Source organism: Aquicoccus sp. (assembly GCF_041686535.1).
Classification (GTDB): Bacteria; Pseudomonadota; Alphaproteobacteria; order Rhodobacterales; family Rhodobacteraceae; genus Aquicoccus.
In genome coordinates, this window is sequence record NZ_JAWLDS010000065.1 from 1 (window position 1) to 18,347 (window position 18,347).

Below are 18,347 nucleotides of genomic sequence, written 5' to 3' on the forward strand. Positions count from 1 at the left end.
GAATGGCTGGCAAAGGCGTTTCCGAGCCATTTCCATGGCAGCATCGGATGGCAGGATGAAGCAACGGCGCTTTTGCTGTTCATAATCGCGCTCTGGTTGATCGTGGGTATCCGCAGCCGCATCGTCGGCCTCATCGGCTTCGTTCTGTGTACTGGCAGCGTTGTCCTGCGCCACGACGCCCCGATGGAGGCGCTTTTGACACTGGCCTGGTCGGCTGACCGCCTGATCGCCCTCGCCGCCGTGCTGACACTGGCCTTTGTGGGTGGCGGCAAATGGAATCTCTTTTCCGATGGCTGGAACTTCAGAAACGTGACCTGAATAACCTGAGGGGAACGAGGTCGTCCCTCCGTTCCTCACCTCGACCGGCCCCCTGAAGAGGTGGGTCGGTCTTCTTTTTTGAATGGGATCGGTTTCTTGGCGCGATCATGTCACCGGATAGGTCGAGAACCGATCACTCCTGTTCCCCGGTCATGGTGGCGATGCGTGCCCCGGACTTGTTCGTTGTCACCACGCCCAGCGACTTGAGCTTGCGGTGAAGCGCGCTGCGCTCCATGCCGACGAATTGCGCGGTGCGGCTTATGTTGCCACCGAAACGGTTGATCTGGGTGAGCAGGTATTCGCGTTCAAACGCCTCGCGCGCCTCGCGCAGCGGCAAGGTGGCCAGCACACCCGGCAGGACCACGCGATCGTCATCGGCCTCGCCCGGGCTCTCGCCGGGCAACTCACGCGCCTCGATCTCGCCCGATGGCTCGCCCAGAATGAGCAGTCGCTCGATCACGTTCCTGAGCTGGCGCACATTGCCCGGCCATGCCATGGTCTGCATCAGGGCCACCGCCTCATCCGAAAGCGCGCGCAGGGGCAGGCTCTGGGTGCGGTTGAACTCGGCGATGAAATGCTCCGCCAGCACGGGGATGTCCTCGCGCCGTTCCTCGAGGCTCGGCACGGTGATCGGCACAACGTTGAGCCGGTGATAGAGTTCTTCACGGAAACGCCCGGCGGCGATTTCTGCCTCAAGATCACGGGAGGTCGATGAAATGAACCGCAGATCGACACGCACCTTGTCGGAGCCGCCGACCCGAAGGAATTGCTGATCGACCAGGACGCGCAGGATCTTGGATTGCGTGCCCGGCGGCATGTCCGCCACCTCGTCGAAATAGATCACACCGCCATGCGCCTCTTCGAGCAGGCCGGGCTCCAGCCCGCGATCGGGGCTTTCGCGACCGAACAGGACCTCTTCCATGCGCTCGGGCTGGATCGAGGCGGAACTGACCACCACGAAGGGCGCCTCCTTGCGCGCGGAATTGCCGTGGATATAGCGCGCCGCGATTTCCTTGCCCGCGCCGGGCGGCCCTGAGAGCATCACCCGGCCGTTCGATCGCGTCACCTTGTCAAGCTGACCGAGAAGTGCACGAAAGGCGCCCGACTGGCCGATCATCTCGGCGCTGGTGATCTCCTTTCGCTTGAGCTGCGTATTCTCGCGGCGCAGGCGCGAGGTTTCCATCGCGCGCCGGATCACCACCAGAAGCTGGTCGATATTGAAGGGCTTCTCGATGAAGTCATAGGCCCCCTGCTTGATCGCGGCGACCGCGATCTCGATATTGCCGTGACCCGAGATTATGATGATCGGGATCTCGGGGCGGTCGCGCTTGACGGTCTTGAGGATGTCGATCCCGTCCATCCGGCTGTCCTTGAGCCAGATGTCGAGGATCATGAGCGCGGGCGGGTCCGCCGTGATCTCCTTCATCGCGTCGTCGGACTGGCCGGCCAAACGCGTGGTATAGCCCTCGTCCTCCAGGATGTCCGCGATCAACTCGCGGATATCGCGTTCGTCGTCAACGATCAGAATATCACCCATGACTCCCCCTCATACATTTTCTTCACTCCGTTCTTCTGGTTCTCCGGCCGCAGGAGCGACCGGCAGACGGATCACCGCCATCGCCCCGACATGCGCGCCACGCGAAAACGGCGCGGCGTCTTCGAGCACAAGGCTGCCACCATGCTCTTCAATGATTTTCTTGACAATCGGCAGGCCGAGCCCGGTGCCTTTTACGCGGGTTGTCACATAGGGCTCGAAAAGCTTTGCGCGATCCTCGGGCAGGCCGATACCGTTATCCGAGATCGTGATCAGCGCCTCGTCCCCCCGCCGGACGGCGGTGACCCGGATCTCGGGGGCATAGCCCTCGGTGCCATGCCTTTCGGCATAGCTTTCGGTCGCCTCGCCCGCGTTCTTGATCAGGTTGGTGAGGGCCTGGCTGATCATCGTTGCATCGAACGCCCCGGTCAGTGGATCGTCGGTCAGCTCGGCAGAAATGTTCACGTCGGGCTGCCCGGATTGCTGCAACAGCAGCGCGCCGTTGACCAGATCGCGCAGGCTTTCGGGCTTGCGTTCGGGCTCTGGCATGCGCGCGAATTTCGAGAACTCGTCGACGATCCGGCGCAGGTCGTTGGTCTGTCGCACGATCACTCCGGTCAGTTCGGCGAGACGTGCCGCCTCCGCCTCGTCGAGATGGCGCGCGAACTTGCGCTCGATGCGTTCCGCCGAAAGCTGGATCGGCGTGAGCGGGTTCTTGATCTCATGCGCGATGCGCCTGGCCACATCGCCCCAGGCTGCCATGCGCTGCGCACTGACCAGATCGGTCACGTCGTCAAAGGCGACCACATAGCCCTCGAGTTTTTCTTCTTCGCTGCGTCGCACCGCCATGCGCACAAGCAGGTTCTCGAGCCGCCCGCCCCGGCTGACCTTGACTTCTTCCTGCGCGACCTCGGCACCGCGCTCGCGCAATTTCCGGAACAGTGGTTCGAACTCGGGCACCGCCACCGTCAGCGCCAGTTGCGACTGGACCCCCTGCCAGTCCAGCAGGCGCTCGGCCGAGCGGTTGACAAAGGCCACCCTGCCTTGCGGATCGACCCCGACGACCCCTGAGGTCACCGAACTGAGCACCGAGTCGAACAACCGTCGACGACGCTCGATCTGCTCGGTGTTGGCAAGAAGGGTATCGCGCTGTGCCTTGAGCTGTTGCGTCATCTGGTTGAAATACCGCCCCAGCATGGCAATTTCGTCGTCGTCTTCTTCCTCGACCACCCGCACATCGAGGTCACCCGCGCCCACCCGTTGCGCGGCACCGGCGAGCCGCCCCACCGGCCGCGCCAGACGTTCGGCGAACCAAAGGCCCAGCCACACCGCGGCGAGAATCAGGATGACCGCGAAGCCGAGGTAAAGCAGGCCGAATTCGAACAGCACCCGCCCGCGATCCCGTTCGAGTTGCTGGTAGAGCCGCACGGTCTCCTGGGTTTCGTCCAGCAGGTTGAGGATATGGCCATCCACCTCGCGACTGACATAGACGAGACGGTCGGGAAAGTTTTCAAGCGGCACGATGGCGCGAAATTCGTCATGGTCCCAGTCGCGAATGATGGCGATACCGGTTTCGCGCGCCTCGGCAATCTGTTCAGCGGTCGGGCGCTCGAACTCGAAAAGGTAGGATCGTTCGCCACGCGCGCGCAGTTCCCCGCTGCCGTCGATCACATAGGCCTCGCGCATGGCGGGCTGAAACCGCTGTTGACCGACGGTCAGAACCTCGCGGATCTCGGGATCCTGCATGAAGGGCGTTGCGTCGCGCGCAACGTCGATCATCTCCGCCAGCGATCGGGCCGAGCTGTCAAGCGATTGCCGATGTTCCTCCTCATAGGCTTGCGCGGCCGAAAAGGAACTGCCCACCACCTGCCTGACCCGCTCTGAAAACCATCCTTCAAGCCCGACATTCACGGTAAGCACGGCGAAAATCGCCACGATGATCGTGGGCGTGAGCGCCATGATGACGAAGACGCCTGTCAGGCGCAGGTGGAGCCGCGATCCTGCCGATTGCGCCCGTCGCTCCGCCACCATGCGTGCGACGCGCTGCAGGACCAGGCCCGCAACGAGCAGAACGTAGACGAGATCGGCCAGCATCACGAAACGCAACGCCGAGGAATTCGTCCCTTGCTCGAACGGGCCGAGCACGAAATAGGTCGCCAGCACCAGAACCGGCCCCAGAATCACCAGCCCCAGTGTGGCGATGTTCTGTGCCCGTCGCTGACGTCTGAGACGGATGAGCCGATCCCACGTCGATTTTCGGCGCGAGCCGCCTGTAAACTTATGTGCTCGGGTTGCCACCCGCTGCCCCCATGATGTTGTGGCGCCTCGGCGCCGCACCGCATTATTCCGTGACCTCTTCCAGCACTGCGGCACGCCGGCCACGGTTCTGTTGCGGTTTTACATCAATTTGCGGCGGCGTGTCACCTGAATATCCAGATCACCGATCTTCTTGCGCAGGGTGTTCCGGTTGATCCCCAGAAGGTCGGCGCATTTGGCCTGGTTGCCGCCCGTTGCATCGAGTGCGATCTCGATCAGCGGAAGTTCGACCTCGCGCAGGATCCGGGCATAGAGGCCCGCCGGCGGCAGCATGTTGCCATGCAGGTCGAAATAGCGCCGAAGATGTCGCGCGACGCTCGCCGAGAGCTTGTCCCCCTCGTCGAGTCCCAGCGCGGGCTCGGTCGCGGGCTGATTGCCCAGAACCTGCTCGACCTCGGTGCGCGTGATTTCGTCCCCGCGCGCGGTCAGGCCCAGACGCCGCACCGCGTTCTCAAGCTGTCGAACATTGCCCGGCCAGCTGTACTTGCGCATCAATTCGACCGCCTCGTCGGAAAAATATCGCCGCGGCGCACCGGCCTGTTCCTCGCGGGCGAGGAAATGCTCTGCCAGAAGTGGTATGTCATCGACCCTCTCGCGCAAGGCCGGGACATGAAGCGCCGCACCGTCCAGCCGATAGTAAAGATCATGCCTGAGACGGCCCTCCTCCATCGCTTGTGCCATGTCGCTCTGGCTCGTCGCCATGAAGCGCGGGACGTGGTCGCCCGGCGTGTCGATTATGCGCACGACGCGCGCCTGAAGCTCGGGCTCGATATCACAGATCTCGTCGAAGAGGACCGTACCGCCCTTGACCCGCGCCAGAACCCGCGCCGGGCCTTCCAGGTCGCGCAGGTCGCCCGCGGTGACGGTCACGAAGGGCAATGTGCGCCGGTCCGAAAAATCATGGATCGCCCGCGCGATCAGGCTCTTTCCGGTGCCGCTCTCGCCCGAGATGAGAACGCCCAGGTCGGTGTTCATGACACGCGCGAGCAGCCGGTAAAGCGATTGCATCGCCGGGGTGCGTCCGACAAGCGGCAGGTCGTCGGGCCGTTCGGCCTCGTCCGCGACGCTGGCGCGCACGCCGATTCGGCGCCGGGATTCCAATGCCTTGGCGGTGCGCTTCATCAGGTCCGGCAGATCGAACGGCTTGGGCAGGTAATCATAGGCTTCGGCCTCGGCCGCCTTGATCGCCGTCATGATCGTGTTCTGCGCCGAGATCACGATCACCGGCAGGCCGGGCCGGTCCTGGGCGATCTTGGGAAGCATTTCGAGCCCGTTGCCATCGGGCATCATCACGTCGCTGATCACCACGTCGCCCTTGCCTTCGCCCACCCACCGCATGAGCGTGGTCAGGCTCGACGTGGCATGGACCTTGCATCCTGCCCGGGTCAGCGCCTGGGTCAGTACGGTTCGAATGGTGCGGTCGTCATCGGCGACGAGTACGGTGCCATCCATCGGGGGGTCTCCTTATGTGTCGCGCCCGGAACCCGGCTTGGGGGCGAGCGGAAGGGAAATGCGAAAGACGGTGCGTCCGGGCACCGATTTGACGGAAATCCAGCCACCGTGATCCGAGACGATCTTGGCGGTCAGCGCGAGGCCCAGCCCGGTGCCGTTCTCGCGCCCTGAAACGAAGGGATCGAACACGTCATCGGCGATATCGGGTGGCAGCCCCGGCCCGTCGTCGATCACCTCGATCTGCAGGGGCAGGCTTTCGCCGCTGCCATCGGACCGGCGCAAGCGGAAGGAGTGTTCATAAAACGTGTGCAGCGTGATCCTGCCACCGGATTTGCCCGCCGCCTCGGCCGCGTTCTTGAGCAGGTTCTGCATCACCTGCAAAAGCTGGTCGGGATCGCCCCAGGCCAGGGGGAGCGAGGGGTCGTATTCCTCGATGATCTGCATATGCGCGCCGAAGCCCAGCAGGGCCGAACGCCGTGCCCGGTCGAGCACATCATGGATATTGACCGGCTGGAAATCCGGCACGGTCAGGTTGCCGAATTGCTCGACCTGCTCCAGAAGCTTCACGATCCGCCGCGACTCGCTCACGATTAAATCTGTCAGTTCAAGATCTTCCGGCCCGAGGTTCATGCTCAAGAGCTGGGCCGCGCCGGTGATTCCGGCCAACGGGTTCTTGATCTCGTGGGCGAGCATTTCGGCCATGCCGATCGCCGATTTCGCCGCCGATTTCACTGAAAAGCTCTGTGTCATGCGCCCGGCCAGTTCGCGCGGGGAGATCAGGAACAGCATCATGCCGCCTTCCCCTTCCAATCGTGGCTGCATCGGCGCGATCTGGATGTTGCAATGCAGCGGCGCGCGCTCGCCGGTGCCCACATCCACGTCGTTGACAAATAGCGGCGTGGCGTTGCGGCGCGCGCGCTCGAACGCTTCTTCCAGCGGTGCGTCGATCATGACCCGGTCCCAGATCGGCTGCCCCCTCAGGGCGCGCGCGGAACTCATAAGGAAGCCTTCGGCCGCCGGGTTGACATCGACGATCATGTCATCTGCCCCGACCACCACCGCCGGAACCGGAAGCGACACCCAGATCGCATCATCAGTGACCGGTTTGCTCATGCTGCCGCCCTCTCTCCGTGATGGATCATTGTCGGGATAAGGCGCACCACCCTGGCCGGATCGCGGCAGGTCAGCACCTCGCGTCGCAGCGGCGGCGGCGTGCCTGCCCGGTCCATGTACCAGCCGAGGTGCTTGCGCGCGACACGCAGGCCCAGTTCGGCACCGTAGAAGGTAAGCATTGCATCGTAATGCTTGGAAATCATGTCACAAAGTGCCTCACCCCTCGGAATCTCCGGGGCCTTTGCGCCATAAAGATGATGCGCAACTTCGGCCAGTATCCAGGGCCGCCCCTGCGCGCCGCGCCCGATCATCACCCCATCGGCCTGTGATTGCGCCAGCGCAGCGCGCGCCTTGTCCGTATCCACGATGTCCCCGTTGGCAATCACCGGGATCGAGACTGCCGACTTCACCGCCCGGATCGCCGCCCAATCGGCCCGCCCCTTGTAGAACTGGCAACGGGTCCGCCCATGGATCACCACCCGGCGCACGCCCGCGCTCTCGGCCCGGCGGGCAAGATCGGGGGCGTTGCGCGCCTCGTCATCCCAGCCCAGCCGCGTCTTGAGCGTCACCGGAACATCGACCGCGCCCACAACCGCCTCAATCAGGCCCAGGGCGTGGTCAAGATCGCGCATCAGCGCCGAACCGGAGAGGCCACCGGTGACCTTCTTGGCCGGGCAGCCCATGTTGATGTCGATCACCCGCGCGCCCATATCGGCCACCTGCCGGGCGGCCTCGGCCATCGCGCCGGGGTCGCGCCCCGCGATCTGGACGGCCGTATTCTCGATCCCGGCGCCCAGCTCGGCCTTTTCACGGGTTCCGGGCCGCGCGGTCAGGAACTCGCCACTCGCGATCATTTCCGAAACGACCAGCCCGGCGCCGAAGCGACTCACGAGATTGCGAAACGGCAGATCGGTGATTCCCGCCAACGGGGCCAGCGCCACGGGCGGGTCGAATGCGATATCATACCGGGCCAGAGTCAAGCGATTAATCCTTGTGCAGTGAGTCTCACCTAAGGCGCTTCTGACGAAATCACAACGAAACAGCGGCTTGAAATCGGACGAAGCGCGGTCAGCGCCTAAATTTTAAGCAAGTTCGGGCCGATCATGACAATTGCCCTTTCATTGATCTGGCCCTATCCCCTCTGACATGAAGATCGCCGCCCTCATCGTCGCCGCCGGCCGCGGCACACGCGCCGGCCCCGGTGCGCCCAAGCAGTGGCGCCCGCTGGCCGGGCAACGGGTGATCGACTGGACGTTGGCCCGGTTTCAGGCGGCACCAGAGGTCGGCCGAATCATGCTGGTACTCCACCCCGACGATATCGGGGCGTTCCCGCCCGCCCGAAACATCGAGGTGACGGCCGGTGGCGCCAGCCGCGCCGCCTCGGTGCGGGCCGGGCTCGAGGCGCTGGCCGCCGATCCCCCCGATCTCGTCCTCATTCACGATGTTGCACGGCCCTGCCTGCCCCAAACCGTCATCGACGCAGTGATCACGGCGCTCGCCATCGGCCCGGGCGCCGCCCCGGCCCTGCCCGTCACCGATGCGCTCTGGCAGGGCACCGATGGCCGCGTCACCGGCACGCGTGACCGCGCCGGCCTCTACCGCGCCCAGACGCCGCAGGGCTTTCGCTTCGCCGCGATCCTCGCCGCCCACCGTGCCCATGCGGGCAAGGCCGCCGACGACGTGGAAATCGCCCGTGCCGCGGGGCTTGAGGTCAGGATCGTTCCGGGGCATGAGGACAACCTCAAGATCACTCACGCAGAGGATTTCGCGCGGGCCGAACGCATCCTTGGAGGGCAGATGGATATCCGGCTGGGCCATGGCTATGACGTGCACCGTTTCGGGCCGGGCGATCACGTGATGCTCTGCGGCATCGCCGTGCCGCATGATCGCGGCCTGCAAGGCCATTCCGACGCCGATGTGGGCCTGCATGCGATCACCGACGCGATCTACGGCGCGTTGGCCATGGGCGATATCGGGCGACACTTCCCGCCCTGCGACCCGCAATGGAAGGGTGCCGAAAGCCATGTGTTCCTGCGCCACGCCGCCGAACTGGCCCGCGAACAGGGTTTCACCCTTTCCAACATCGACTGCACGCTCATCTGCGAACGCCCCAGGGTCGGCCCACACGCCGCCACGATGCAGGCCCGCATGGCGGATATCCTCGGCATTGACCCCGCCCGCGTCTCGGTCAAGGCCACCACGTCCGAGCGTCTCGGCTTTACCGGCCGCGAGGAAGGCATCGCCGCGATGGCCACCGCCGCGCTCGTCAAACCATGACCCCGCCCCGCTCTTCATCTTGCCGCAAATACTCCGGGGAGTGTGAGGGGCTGGCCCCTCACGAACCCCAACAGACGCGAGACCTCACAGCATGACGCGCCTCATCGCCACTTTCTTCTACATCGGCTATCTCAAACCCTTTTCCGGCACGTGGGGCTCGGCGGCGGCTGTCATCGCCGCCTTTGTCCTCCATCTTGTCGGCGGCTGGCTGCTGGTTGCCCTGCTCGTTCCCGTCGCGATCCTCGCCGGATGGTGGGCCACCGCCGAAGAGACCCGGGGCAAGCCCGATCACGACCCCTCCGAGATCGTCATCGACGAGGTCGCGGGCCAGTGGATCGCGCTCCTGCCGGTGCTGATCGGGGCATCCCACGCGGGCTATTCCGGCTGGGATGCGCTGGCGCTCTGGCCCGGCTGGCTCACGGCATTCGTGGCCTTCCGGTTCTTCGACATCCTCAAACCCGGCCCGATCGGCTGGGCCGATCGTCAGAACGGACCGGTTGGTGTCATGCTCGACGATATCCTCGCCGGGATTGCCGCTGCGTTCATCGTGGGCTTGGCGGCATTCGTCTCGCATGGCATTCTGGGCGCATGACCGCCGCTCATGTTCTTGACGCCGCCCGCGCGCACGGGCTGATGATCGTCACCGCCGAAAGCTGCACCGGCGGCATGGTCGCCGCCGCACTCACCGATATCGCCGGAAGCTCGGACGTGTTCGAGCGCGGATTCGTCACCTATTCCAACGCCGCCAAGCAGGAGATGCTGGGCGTGCGCTCCGAGGCGCTCGCGCAGTTCGGCGCGGTCTCTGAGGAGGTCGCCCGCGAAATGGCCGAAGGTGCGCTCGCCCGTTCAGATGCGCAACTGGCCGTCTCTATTACCGGCATCGCCGGTCCCGGCGGGTCCGAGTTCAAGCCCGAGGGCCTAGTCTGTTTCGGCTTCGCACGCTCTGGCCACGCAACACGGTGTGAAACCCAGGAATTCGGCCCCCGCGGACGCGACTGGGTGCGCAAGGCCGCGCGCGATCACGCGCTTTTCATGCTTCTGTCGGCGCTGGGTTGAACGCCGGTCACGTCACGACCCGGGCGGCACTTCCTTGAGATAGGCAGCAATCGCGCTCAGATCGTCCTCGGGAAGATTGGCGAGGTTCTTGATCACGTCGGTCATGTGTCCGCCCGCAACATCATATTCCGGCGTGAACCCGGTCGCGAGATACCCTGCGATATCGCTCTCGGACCAGTCGAGCTCGTCCGGGGTGATCGCGGGCACGCGGCCCTTGCCATCCGGGCTGGGCGCCCCTTGAAGCCAGCGGTCGTAATCCAGCCCGCCAAGCGCGTTGCGCGGGGTGTGACACTCGCCGCAATGCCCCAGCGCCTCGACAAGGTAGCGCCCGCGTTCAAGCGTCTCGCCCCTGACCGGCACGATCCAGTCGTCATGGGTGAAGAACATTTTCCATCCCCCCAGGCTGCGCCGGATGTTGAACGGAAAGGCCACGTCATGCGCCTCGTCGGGCGTGTCGCTTTCGGGCAATGTCATCAGGTAGGCGTGCAGATCGGCCACGTCATCCAGCGTTGCCCGCGCGTAGGAGGCATAGGGAAAGGCCGGATAGTAATGCGTGCCACCGGGTGCGGTGCCGTGCAGCATGGCGTTGGCAAGGTCCGTGACCGACCAGTCGCCGATGCCATGTTCCGAATCGGGCGAAATGTTGGGGGCGTGGAACGTACCGAACGGTGACGGAAAGGCCATGCCGCCCGAGAGCACGCGCCGCTCTTCGTCCTCGGCATCGGGAGCGGCGTGACAGCCGGCGCACCCGGCCGCCCAGAATACCGTTTCGCCGCGCTCCGCATCTGGCGAAAGCTCGGCGACACGCGACGCATCAATCTGTGTCGGGCGCGTCACGACCCACATGGCACCCGCAGCCACAAGAGCGACAATAACAATGTATCTCAACACATTATACATGAAACCTCACGCGGAATCGGGGGGCGTGGCAGCCCCCCTTTTTCCGACGGTTTCGGCAAGATCGGTCACTCGTCCGACTGGCGATAGGCCTTGTGGCAATCGCCACAGCTCGAGCCAACCGGGCCGATAGCACCGCGCAGCGCGTCAAGCCCATCGCCGGCCGCCGCCTCCATTGCGGTTGTCGCTTCGACAAGGTCCATGGCCTTTGCGCCGATATCGCTGCCCTCGTCCCAGATGTCCGGTAGAGCCTCGGTCTCGTCGCTGCCAAGCTCGAGCGTGCTCGACCCTTCAGGCCAGTAGCGCGATTGATCGACTTTTGCGAGCGCCGCGAGATTGCCCGCCGCCGCGCTGGCGGTCTTGGCATCATAGTCGATGTCGCCCTTGGCCATGCCGCCCAGAAGCCCGATGTTGAAGGCGTAGAGCTTCATATGCGCCTGGCGGGCATCGACCGCCGCCTTTATGGCGCGATCATCCTGCGCAAATGTGGTGCTGGCCACGGCCCCGGCCAGAACCAGCGCGCTCAATCCGGCGAATGTCTTCTTCATGTCTAGACCTCCCAGTCTGCAATCTTGAATTATGAACAGTATACGGCACCAAGCCAATGCGCGAAGCCGCATTTTTGCAAGTCCCGCTGTGCGGCACTGAACAGCATCTCGCGCAAACGTGATAGGCGTATGACAGGATCATTGCATTCGCGGCACCCGCGGCGGACGCGGATCGAGGGTCAGGAAATCCGGCCAGCCGATGATATACTCGACCCCCGCGATCACCAGCCCGACAAGGATGACACCGAAAACCAGCTTGACCTTCCACATCGGCGGTGGGTGACGCGCCCACCGCGACATCCGCAGGAAGAGGCGCGGCGGGATCATGCAAGCGCGTCTTCATCGGTGAAACGCACCTTGCCGATATAGGGAAGGTTGCGGTTGCGCTGCGCAAAGTCGATTCCATAGCCCACGACGAACTCATCTGGAATCTCGAACCCGATCCAGTCGGCGCGCACCCCCGTCTCGCGGCGCGTGGGCTTGTCGAGAAGTGCGATCGTCTTGAGTTTTGCCGGGTGACGACTGCCCAGCAGATGAAGCACGTGATCGAGCGTGAAACCGGTGTCCACGATATCCTCGACCACCAGAACGTCGCGGCCCTCGATCTGGCCGCGCAGGTCCTTGAGGATGCGCACCTCGCGACTCGATTCCATCCCGTCTCCATAAGATGACGCCTCGAGGAAATCGACCTCCACCGGCAGGTCGAGCTCGCGCACGAGGTCGGCGATAAAGACGAACGAGCCGCGCAAGAGCCCCACCACGACGAGCTTGTCGGTGTCGTCAAACTCGGCCCGGATCTCGCGGGCCAGCGCCTCGATGCGGGCCGCGATGGACTTGGCCGAGATCATTTCGTCGATCACATAAGGACGTTGCGGCATGTTACCCCCTTGAATCCCGGCCCCATTAATACGAAACCGGCCCCCAGTGTCACGCGATTTGGACAGCGAAATGCCGACCCATTCGGAAACACGGGTGTTGCCCTACACCGCCCGCCAGATGTTCGACCTGGTGGCCGACGTGGCCGCCTATCCGCAGTTCCTGCCATGGTGCGCGGCCGCCCGGGTGCGCTCGGTCACGCCCATGCCGGATGGCGGCGACGAGATGCTGGCCGACCTGGTGATCTCCTTCAAGGTGTTCCGTGAACGGTTCGGCAGCCGGGTGCGGCTCTACCGCGACGATGAGCGGATCGAGACCGAGTATCTCGACGGGCCCTTTCGCTACATGCACTCGACATGGAATTTCCGCGATGTCGGAGAATCCCGGTGCGAGGTGTCATTCTTCGTCGATTTCGAGTTTCGCAACTTCATGCTGCAAAAGGCGATCGGGCTTGTCTTCAACGAGGCGATGCAACGGATCGTTCGGGCCTTCGAGGCGCGCGCACAGGCGCTTTACGGTTCGACCTGAGGCATGGTCGCGGACCTTTTTCGGGTCTTTTCGGCAAGATGAACGGGATGGGGGCTTTCCCTCATTGGGTCGGGTGATACGGTGAAGGCGCCGAACCGGGAGGGTAAAATGGCGGTATCGGAAGAGCTTGCGGCATTTGCGCTGACCCCCTGCGACGCGCCGGAGACGGCGCGCGCGGTGGCGCGCTTGTCGCTGATCGACTGGATGGCGGTGGGCATTGCCGGCGCGGATGAGCCGGTGGCAGGCGTGATGCGGTCCATGGCACGCGAGGAAGGCGGCGCGGCTCAGGCCGGGCTGATCGGCGGGGGCCGGGCACCGGCGCGCATGGCCGCAATGGTAAACGGCACGATTTCCCACGCGCTCGATTACGATGATACGCATTTCGCCCATATCGGGCATCCGTCGGTTGGCGTGATCCCGGCGGCGCTGGCCGTGGCCGAGCATCTGGGCCGGTCCGGGGCCGAAATGCAGGAAGCCGCGCTGATCGGGATGGAGGCTTCGATCCGGTTCGGGGTCTGGCTGGGACGCGGGCATTACCAGGTCGGCTATCACCAGACCGCGACGGCGGGCGCGGTGGGCGCCACTGTCGCGGCGGGGCGGCTGATGGGGTTGACGCAGGCACAGATGGAGACCGCGCTTGGTCTGCTTGCAACGCGGGCCAGCGGACTGAAATCGCAATTCGGCACCATGGGCAAGCCGTTCAACGCGGGGCTTTCCGCGGCCAACGGCGTCGAGGCGGCGATGCTGGCACGGCTGGGGATCGAGGCACGGCTCGGCGCGCTCGAAGGGCCGCTCGGGTTCGGGCCCACACATCACGGCGCGGCCGATGCCACGGCCCTTGACGGGCTCGGCGCTGACTGGATGCTCGAAACCGTCAGTCACAAGTTCCATGCCTGCTGCCACGGGCTGCATGCCGCGCTCGAAGCTGCCGCGGCGATCGAGACCTCGCCGGACGACATCGCGGCGATCCGGGTGGCGACCCACCCACGCTGGATGAGCGTGTGCAACCAGCCCGCGCCCGAAACCGGGCTGGGGGCCAAGTTTTCCTATGCCACCGTCCTGCCCATGCATTTCCTGGGCCATGACACCGCGCGACTGGACAGCTACACCGATGCGCTCTGCGCCGATCCGACGCTCGCGGCGCTGCGCGCGTTGGTCGATGTCCGCGCGGATGACGCCCTGAGCGAGATGCAGGCGCGGCTCGAGGTCGAAATGCGTTCGGGCGAGGTGCAGGCCCGGATTCACGATCTCGATGCGCGCTTGCCGCTCGACCAGAGTGCCGCGAAGATCATGGCCAAGGCCAACGCACTTCTGGGCGCGGAACGGGCCGCCCGCGTCGGGCGTGCAATCGAGACGGCCGCGCCCCCGGCCGAACTCTCCCGCGAGATTGCACTCTGAGAACGCGCACCTTGCGGGGCGATCATCGCGCCCATGCTCCGCGCCGGCGGTCCTAGGCCTCTGCCAGCTTCTTCAGCCGGTTCTCGCGCAGTTTCGCGAAATCGTCGCCCGCGTGATAGGACGAGCGCGTGAGCGGCGTGGCCGAGACCATGAGGAATCCCTTGCCATAGGCCGATTTCTCGTAGGCCGCGAACTCGTCGGGATGCACGAAACGATCCACCGCGTGGTGCTTGGGCGTGGGTTGCAGATATTGGCCTATGGTCAGGAAATCGACATCCGCCGCGCGCATGTCGTCCATGACCTGCAACACCCCCTGCCGGTCCTCGCCGAGGCCCACCATGATCCCCGACTTGGTGAACATCGTCGGGTCGAGTTCCTTGACGCGCTGCAGCAGCCGCAGGGAATGGAAATACCGCGCCCCGGGCCGCACGCTGGGATAAAGCCCCGGCACGGTTTCAAGGTTGTGATTGAACACGTCCGGCTTTGCCGCGACCACGGTTTCAAGAACCGAAGGATCGCATTTGAGGAAATCGGGCGTCAGGATCTCGATCGTGGTGCCCGGCGACTGGTGACGCACCGCGCGGATGGTCTGCGCGAAATGCTCGGCGCCGCCATCCTCGAGGTCATCACGGTCCACGCTGGTGATCACCACGTGGTTGAGCCCGAGCGTCCTGACCGCATGGGCCACCCGTCCCGGCTCGAAGGCATCAAGCGCGTCGGGCCGCCCGGTCGCCACGTTGCAGAAGCTGCACCCGCGGGTGCAGACCTCGCCCATGATCATCATCGTGGCGTGGCCCTGGCTCCAGCATTCGCCCGCATTGGGGCATCCGGCTTCTTCGCAGACCGTGACCAGCTTGTTCTCGCGCATGATCCGGTGGGTTTCGGCATAACCCTTGCCCGACGGGGCCTTGACCCGGATCCAGCTGGGCTTTTTCGGTTGGGTCCGGTCCGGACGGTGGGCCTTTTCCGGGTGGCGTTGGTCGGGCAGTTTCAGATCGCGCATGGGCCGGGTCCTTTTGGGGCGGCGGTCATTGATTTCCCTGCCCTTATACGCCTCTGCGGCCCCGTCTGCCACCCGAGTTTCACGCAAACCCGGCATGGATCGTCCGGTGCCCTGCCCCTCGCCCGCGCCGATCTCGCATCTTGCCAAACCGGCCACGAACGGGCAGCACGAGGCAGGAAAGATCCGGCAAGGCAATGGCATACAGGGGACAGCCATGACCCAGCATCCCGGCAAGACCGGCAATCACACGCTCGCGCGGGGCCACATGCGCGAATATCTCAAGCAGATCACCTATGGCGGCAATGACGGGATCGTGACGACCTTTGCGATCGTTGCGGGCTTTGCCGGGGCCATGGCCGAGGGCGTGGCCGAGATCGGTGCGCTGGCGGTCCTGGTCTTTGGCTTCGCCAACCTCTTTGCCGACGCGGTCAGCATGGGGCTGGGCGAGTTTCTCTCGACCCGCTCCTCGCATGACCTCTACCGCGCCCGGTGGCGCGCCGAACTTGACGAGATCGCGGGCGATCCGACCCGCGAAACCGATGCGCTTGCCCGGCTGCTGGAGCGCCGGGGCCTGTCACCGACCGACGCGGCCGAGGCCAGTGCCGTTTTCCGCCGCAACCCGCAGATGCTGGCCGACCTGATGATCACCTATGGCTATGGCATGACCGACCCGCGGGGCCACAGCCCCGCGCTCATGGGGCTGGTCACGTTCTCGAGCTTCGTGGTCTTCGGTCTGGCGCCGCTGCTGCCCTACCTTTTGATGCCGCCCGAACCGGCCGCGTTCACCTGGTCGCTGATCACCAGCGCCTTGGCGCTTGCCGCGCTCGGGGGGCTGCGCTGGCGGGCGACTGGGCAACAGGCGCTGCGTGCCCTTGGCGAAACCTTTGCGGTGGGGGCGACCTGCGGGGCGGTGGCCTATGCCGTGGGCTGGATCGTGGGCGGCTGAACGGCCCATGTCAGCCGATCATGCCCGCCGCATCCCCCAGCCCGGCATAGTGCCGCTTGAGCCGTTGCAGTGCGATGCGCAGCACGATCTTGCCCGACCGCGCGCTCCAGCCCATTGCCTTCTCGGCCTGTTCCAGGCCCTCGAGATGACAGCAACAGCGCAGCGCAACATCACCCAGTCCCGGGCCCAGCTCGCGCAGGGCTGCCTCGACGCGGGCGCGGGCGGCACTCGATCCGCCCATTGCATCGGCTCCTGCGGCGGGCCTGCCACCGTCGATCGCTCCGGTCAGCACATGGTCCCAGTTGCCGCGCACCCGGGGGTCCATCTGGGCCAGTTCGAAATCCTCGCGAAGCCGTTCTCCGGCGGCCACGAGATCGGCAGCCAGAAACGGCACGCCGTCGCGGTCACGCCGCCGCGCCAACGCCGCCATCGGTGAATCCCCCGGGGCGAAACGCGGCGCCTTGCGCTCCGCACCCTGCCCCGCGGGCGTCAGACCGGGCACGTCGAAGCCGTTTTGTGCCTCGGCAAATCCCTGCGCCGCCCCGCGTGCCGCGTTCTCCTGTGCGGCCAGCATCTGGCCAAGTGCCGTGCGCCCGGCCTGCGTGATCCGATAGCGCGCGACCCGCCCCGGTTCGACACAGGCGATCCAGTCCTTGACCGCCAGCGCCTGGGCTACCGCGCGTTCGACGACCGCGGTGCGCGTTGTGCCGCCGCCGGTCGTGTCGCGCACCACGACGGCCTTGTCCATCTCGGGCGCCACCGCCAGGACGGCCCCCGACTCGCACAATCGGCGCAACACGCGTCGCGCCTCGATCTCGAAGGTATCATCGTCCGGGCTGGCCGCGATGGGCTTCTCTTGCAGGGTCATGTCACTTGGCTCCTTGACTTCGCGACGTCGGACCTCGCGAGGGACCAGCCGGGCCAACCGGATCAGCGCCTCGTCGATCAGGATATCGTCGCGCAAAATTTCCCAGCGGCGAACCTGACGCAGGACGGTCGAAGGATGTCGCGACACCGACCGGGCAATCGCCCGGATCGACAGGCCGCATTCGGTATGGACCAGGTAATGGCGCGCCGCTTCCGGCACCCACCCGGGCATGCCATTCCGGCCCCGCACAGTCGCATGTCCAAACATCTGCCTTCCCTTGTCCCCGGTTTTTCTGCGCCATGTTTTATCCACAGGGTTATCCACAACCTAAGGATGCATTTGTTACGGATTGGTTAACAAAATCTGCTTTGAGAAGAATTGTTGAAAAATGATAAACAGTTCTGACCCCGCCGTGCGCCGCCTGCCGAGAGCACGCAACACCCGTTCAGCCTGTGTCATGGGTATTGCGTTCAACCATGACGAGGATAGCCATGACAAATCTCCCAAGCGTGATCGACCGTCTCGAACGCCCCAGGCTGCTGATCCAGGCCGCCCGTGCAGGGGCCATGGAATATTGCCGCACGGCCCATCTGCGCCGTGTGCTCGGCCCGGGCCAGGCGCCACCAACCGACACCGCCCTGCGCCGCCTGATGGAGATCGAATCCGACCTCAACGATCAGCGCGTCGCGGGCTATGCGGGCTATTCCATCGTGCGCCACGTCGATGTGCTGATCGCTTTGCTGGCCGAGGCGCGCATGGCGCGGCATTGCAACCCCGTCGCGGCAACGGATGCGCCCACGCTTACTCCGGCCGAATGATTGCCCGCGACAGGCCCGATGAAAAAGACGGGCCACGCCGGACAAGACCCTTACCAGATGTGTTGAAGTTCTCTTTGATCATTCGGCGCGGACGCAATGATGCCAAATTTCACCGCAGCGGCTTCATGAGAAGAACCCAGCTTTCGATATCGGTTGCCCAATCATCCTTCACGCAAGGAAGATTGTCAGTCTCTTCATAGCCATGACGTTTGTAGAGCCGACGTGCGCCGATGTTGTTGCCGGCGACGATGACGCTCATCTGGCGCAAGCCTTCAGACCGACCGATATCTTCCGCGACTCCGAGAAGTCGAGACCCGATTCCCTGGCCACGATGCTCCGGGTAACAGGCCAGCACATTGACATACCAACTGTCGAGCGCCCGGTTCTCCAATTCCTGAA

The 18,347-nt window shown here is 64.8% G+C and carries 20 protein-coding genes; 8 read left to right on the top strand and 12 right to left on the bottom strand.

Going from position 1 to position 18,347, the window contains the following annotated elements; translation table 11 throughout:
- The coding region (locus ACESL9_RS12680) for a hypothetical protein (protein ID WP_372674926.1) at nucleotides 1-318 on the top strand (318 nt) is incomplete at its 5' end.
- Nucleotides 319-451: 133 nt separating this feature from the next.
- Here ACESL9_RS12680 and ACESL9_RS12685 read toward each other — a convergent pair.
- From ACESL9_RS12685 to dusB, 5 genes are all read right to left on the bottom strand, one after another.
- Complete coding sequence (locus ACESL9_RS12685; protein ID WP_372674927.1) at nucleotides 452-1,855, bottom strand: sigma-54-dependent transcriptional regulator; 1,404 nt, start codon at nucleotides 1,853-1,855, stop codon at nucleotides 452-454.
- 9 nt (nucleotides 1,856-1,864) lie between these two features.
- Nucleotides 1,865-4,150, bottom strand: coding sequence for an ATP-binding protein (locus ACESL9_RS12690; RefSeq protein ID WP_411269468.1), 2,286 nt, complete (start codon nucleotides 4,148-4,150; stop codon nucleotides 1,865-1,867).
- A gap of 99 nt (nucleotides 4,151-4,249) precedes the next feature.
- Nucleotides 4,250-5,620, bottom strand: a complete 1,371-nt coding sequence (locus ACESL9_RS12695) for a response regulator (protein WP_372674928.1) — start codon at nucleotides 5,618-5,620, stop codon at nucleotides 4,250-4,252.
- A 12-nt stretch (nucleotides 5,621-5,632) separates the two neighbouring features.
- Nucleotides 5,633-6,733 carry a two-component system sensor histidine kinase NtrB gene (locus ACESL9_RS12700; protein WP_372614537.1) on the bottom strand — a complete coding sequence of 367 codons (1,101 nt, stop codon included), beginning with the start codon at nucleotides 6,731-6,733 and terminating at the stop codon, nucleotides 5,633-5,635.
- Nucleotides 6,730-7,713: a tRNA dihydrouridine synthase DusB gene (gene dusB, locus ACESL9_RS12705; protein WP_372614539.1), complete on the bottom strand. Its 984-nt coding sequence runs from the start codon at nucleotides 7,711-7,713 to the stop codon at nucleotides 6,730-6,732. Before dusB ends, ACESL9_RS12700 begins: the two co-directional genes overlap by 4 nt.
- 166 nt (nucleotides 7,714-7,879) lie before the next feature.
- On the opposite strand from dusB, the gene ACESL9_RS12710 reads away from it, so the two are divergent.
- The 3 genes from ACESL9_RS12710 to ACESL9_RS12720 all read left to right on the top strand — a co-directional run bounded on the left by ACESL9_RS12710 (nucleotide 7,880) and on the right by ACESL9_RS12720 (nucleotide 10,066).
- Nucleotides 7,880-9,010: a bifunctional 2-C-methyl-D-erythritol 4-phosphate cytidylyltransferase/2-C-methyl-D-erythritol 2,4-cyclodiphosphate synthase gene (locus ACESL9_RS12710; RefSeq protein WP_372614541.1), complete on the top strand. Its 1,131-nt coding sequence runs from the start codon at nucleotides 7,880-7,882 to the stop codon at nucleotides 9,008-9,010.
- Nucleotides 9,011-9,101: 91 nt separating this feature from the next.
- The gene (locus ACESL9_RS12715) at nucleotides 9,102-9,602 is read left to right on the top strand and encodes a phosphatidylglycerophosphatase A (protein ID WP_372614543.1); all 501 of its coding nucleotides are present in this window, start codon (nucleotides 9,102-9,104) and stop codon (nucleotides 9,600-9,602) included.
- Nucleotides 9,599-10,066 carry a CinA family protein gene (locus tag ACESL9_RS12720; RefSeq protein WP_372614545.1) on the top strand — a complete coding sequence of 156 codons (468 nt, stop codon included), beginning with the start codon at nucleotides 9,599-9,601 and terminating at the stop codon, nucleotides 10,064-10,066. Before ACESL9_RS12715 ends, ACESL9_RS12720 begins: the two co-directional genes overlap by 4 nt.
- Before the next feature lie 12 nt (nucleotides 10,067-10,078).
- Here the strand turns inward: ACESL9_RS12720 and ACESL9_RS12725 are convergent, their stop codons facing one another.
- From ACESL9_RS12725 to hpt, 4 genes are all read right to left on the bottom strand, one after another.
- Nucleotides 10,079-10,912 carry a c-type cytochrome gene (locus ACESL9_RS12725; protein WP_372614547.1) on the bottom strand — a complete coding sequence of 278 codons (834 nt, stop codon included), beginning with the start codon at nucleotides 10,910-10,912 and terminating at the stop codon, nucleotides 10,079-10,081.
- 119 nt (nucleotides 10,913-11,031) lie between these two features.
- Nucleotides 11,032-11,511, bottom strand: coding sequence for a c-type cytochrome (locus ACESL9_RS12730; protein ID WP_372614549.1), 480 nt, complete (start codon nucleotides 11,509-11,511; stop codon nucleotides 11,032-11,034).
- Nucleotides 11,512-11,649: 138 nt separating this feature from the next.
- Complete coding sequence (locus ACESL9_RS12735; protein ID WP_372674929.1) at nucleotides 11,650-11,838, bottom strand: hypothetical protein; 189 nt, start codon at nucleotides 11,836-11,838, stop codon at nucleotides 11,650-11,652.
- Nucleotides 11,835-12,389 carry a hypoxanthine phosphoribosyltransferase gene (gene hpt, locus ACESL9_RS12740; RefSeq protein ID WP_372614553.1) on the bottom strand — a complete coding sequence of 185 codons (555 nt, stop codon included), beginning with the start codon at nucleotides 12,387-12,389 and terminating at the stop codon, nucleotides 11,835-11,837. Before hpt ends, ACESL9_RS12735 begins: the two co-directional genes overlap by 4 nt.
- A 70-nt stretch (nucleotides 12,390-12,459) precedes the next feature.
- Here hpt and ACESL9_RS12745 point away from each other — a divergent pair, with 70 nt between their 5' ends.
- Both ACESL9_RS12745 and ACESL9_RS12750 read left to right on the top strand, forming a co-directional pair.
- Entirely contained in the window at nucleotides 12,460-12,915 is a 456-nt protein-coding gene (locus tag ACESL9_RS12745; RefSeq protein WP_372614589.1) for a type II toxin-antitoxin system RatA family toxin, read from the top strand.
- A gap of 108 nt (nucleotides 12,916-13,023) precedes the next feature.
- Nucleotides 13,024-14,313, top strand: a complete 1,290-nt coding sequence (locus tag ACESL9_RS12750) for an MmgE/PrpD family protein (protein ID WP_372614555.1) — start codon at nucleotides 13,024-13,026, stop codon at nucleotides 14,311-14,313.
- Nucleotides 14,314-14,365: 52 nt separating this feature from the next.
- On the opposite strand, the gene lipA is transcribed toward ACESL9_RS12750, so the two are convergent.
- On the bottom strand, nucleotides 14,366-15,316 hold the full coding sequence (lipA, locus tag ACESL9_RS12755) for a lipoyl synthase (protein WP_372614557.1): 951 nt from the start codon (nucleotides 15,314-15,316) through the stop codon (nucleotides 14,366-14,368).
- Nucleotides 15,317-15,530: 214 nt separating this feature from the next.
- Here lipA and ACESL9_RS12760 point away from each other — a divergent pair, with 214 nt between their 5' ends.
- Nucleotides 15,531-16,262 carry a VIT1/CCC1 transporter family protein gene (locus tag ACESL9_RS12760; protein WP_372614559.1) on the top strand — a complete coding sequence of 244 codons (732 nt, stop codon included), beginning with the start codon at nucleotides 15,531-15,533 and terminating at the stop codon, nucleotides 16,260-16,262.
- A 10-nt stretch (nucleotides 16,263-16,272) separates the two neighbouring features.
- On the opposite strand, the gene ACESL9_RS12765 is transcribed toward ACESL9_RS12760, so the two are convergent.
- On the bottom strand, nucleotides 16,273-17,397 hold the full coding sequence (locus tag ACESL9_RS12765; RefSeq protein WP_372674930.1) for a DUF6456 domain-containing protein: 1,125 nt from the start codon (nucleotides 17,395-17,397) through the stop codon (nucleotides 16,273-16,275).
- 224 nt (nucleotides 17,398-17,621) lie between these two features.
- Here ACESL9_RS12765 and ACESL9_RS12770 point away from each other — a divergent pair, with 224 nt between their 5' ends.
- Nucleotides 17,622-17,948 (top strand): DUF6477 family protein, encoded by a 327-nt coding sequence (locus ACESL9_RS12770; protein WP_372614563.1) that lies wholly within the window; start codon nucleotides 17,622-17,624, stop codon nucleotides 17,946-17,948.
- 109 nt (nucleotides 17,949-18,057) lie between these two features.
- Here the strand turns inward: ACESL9_RS12770 and ACESL9_RS12775 are convergent.
- The coding region (locus ACESL9_RS12775; RefSeq protein WP_372674931.1) for a GNAT family N-acetyltransferase at nucleotides 18,058-18,347 on the bottom strand (290 nt) is incomplete at its 5' end.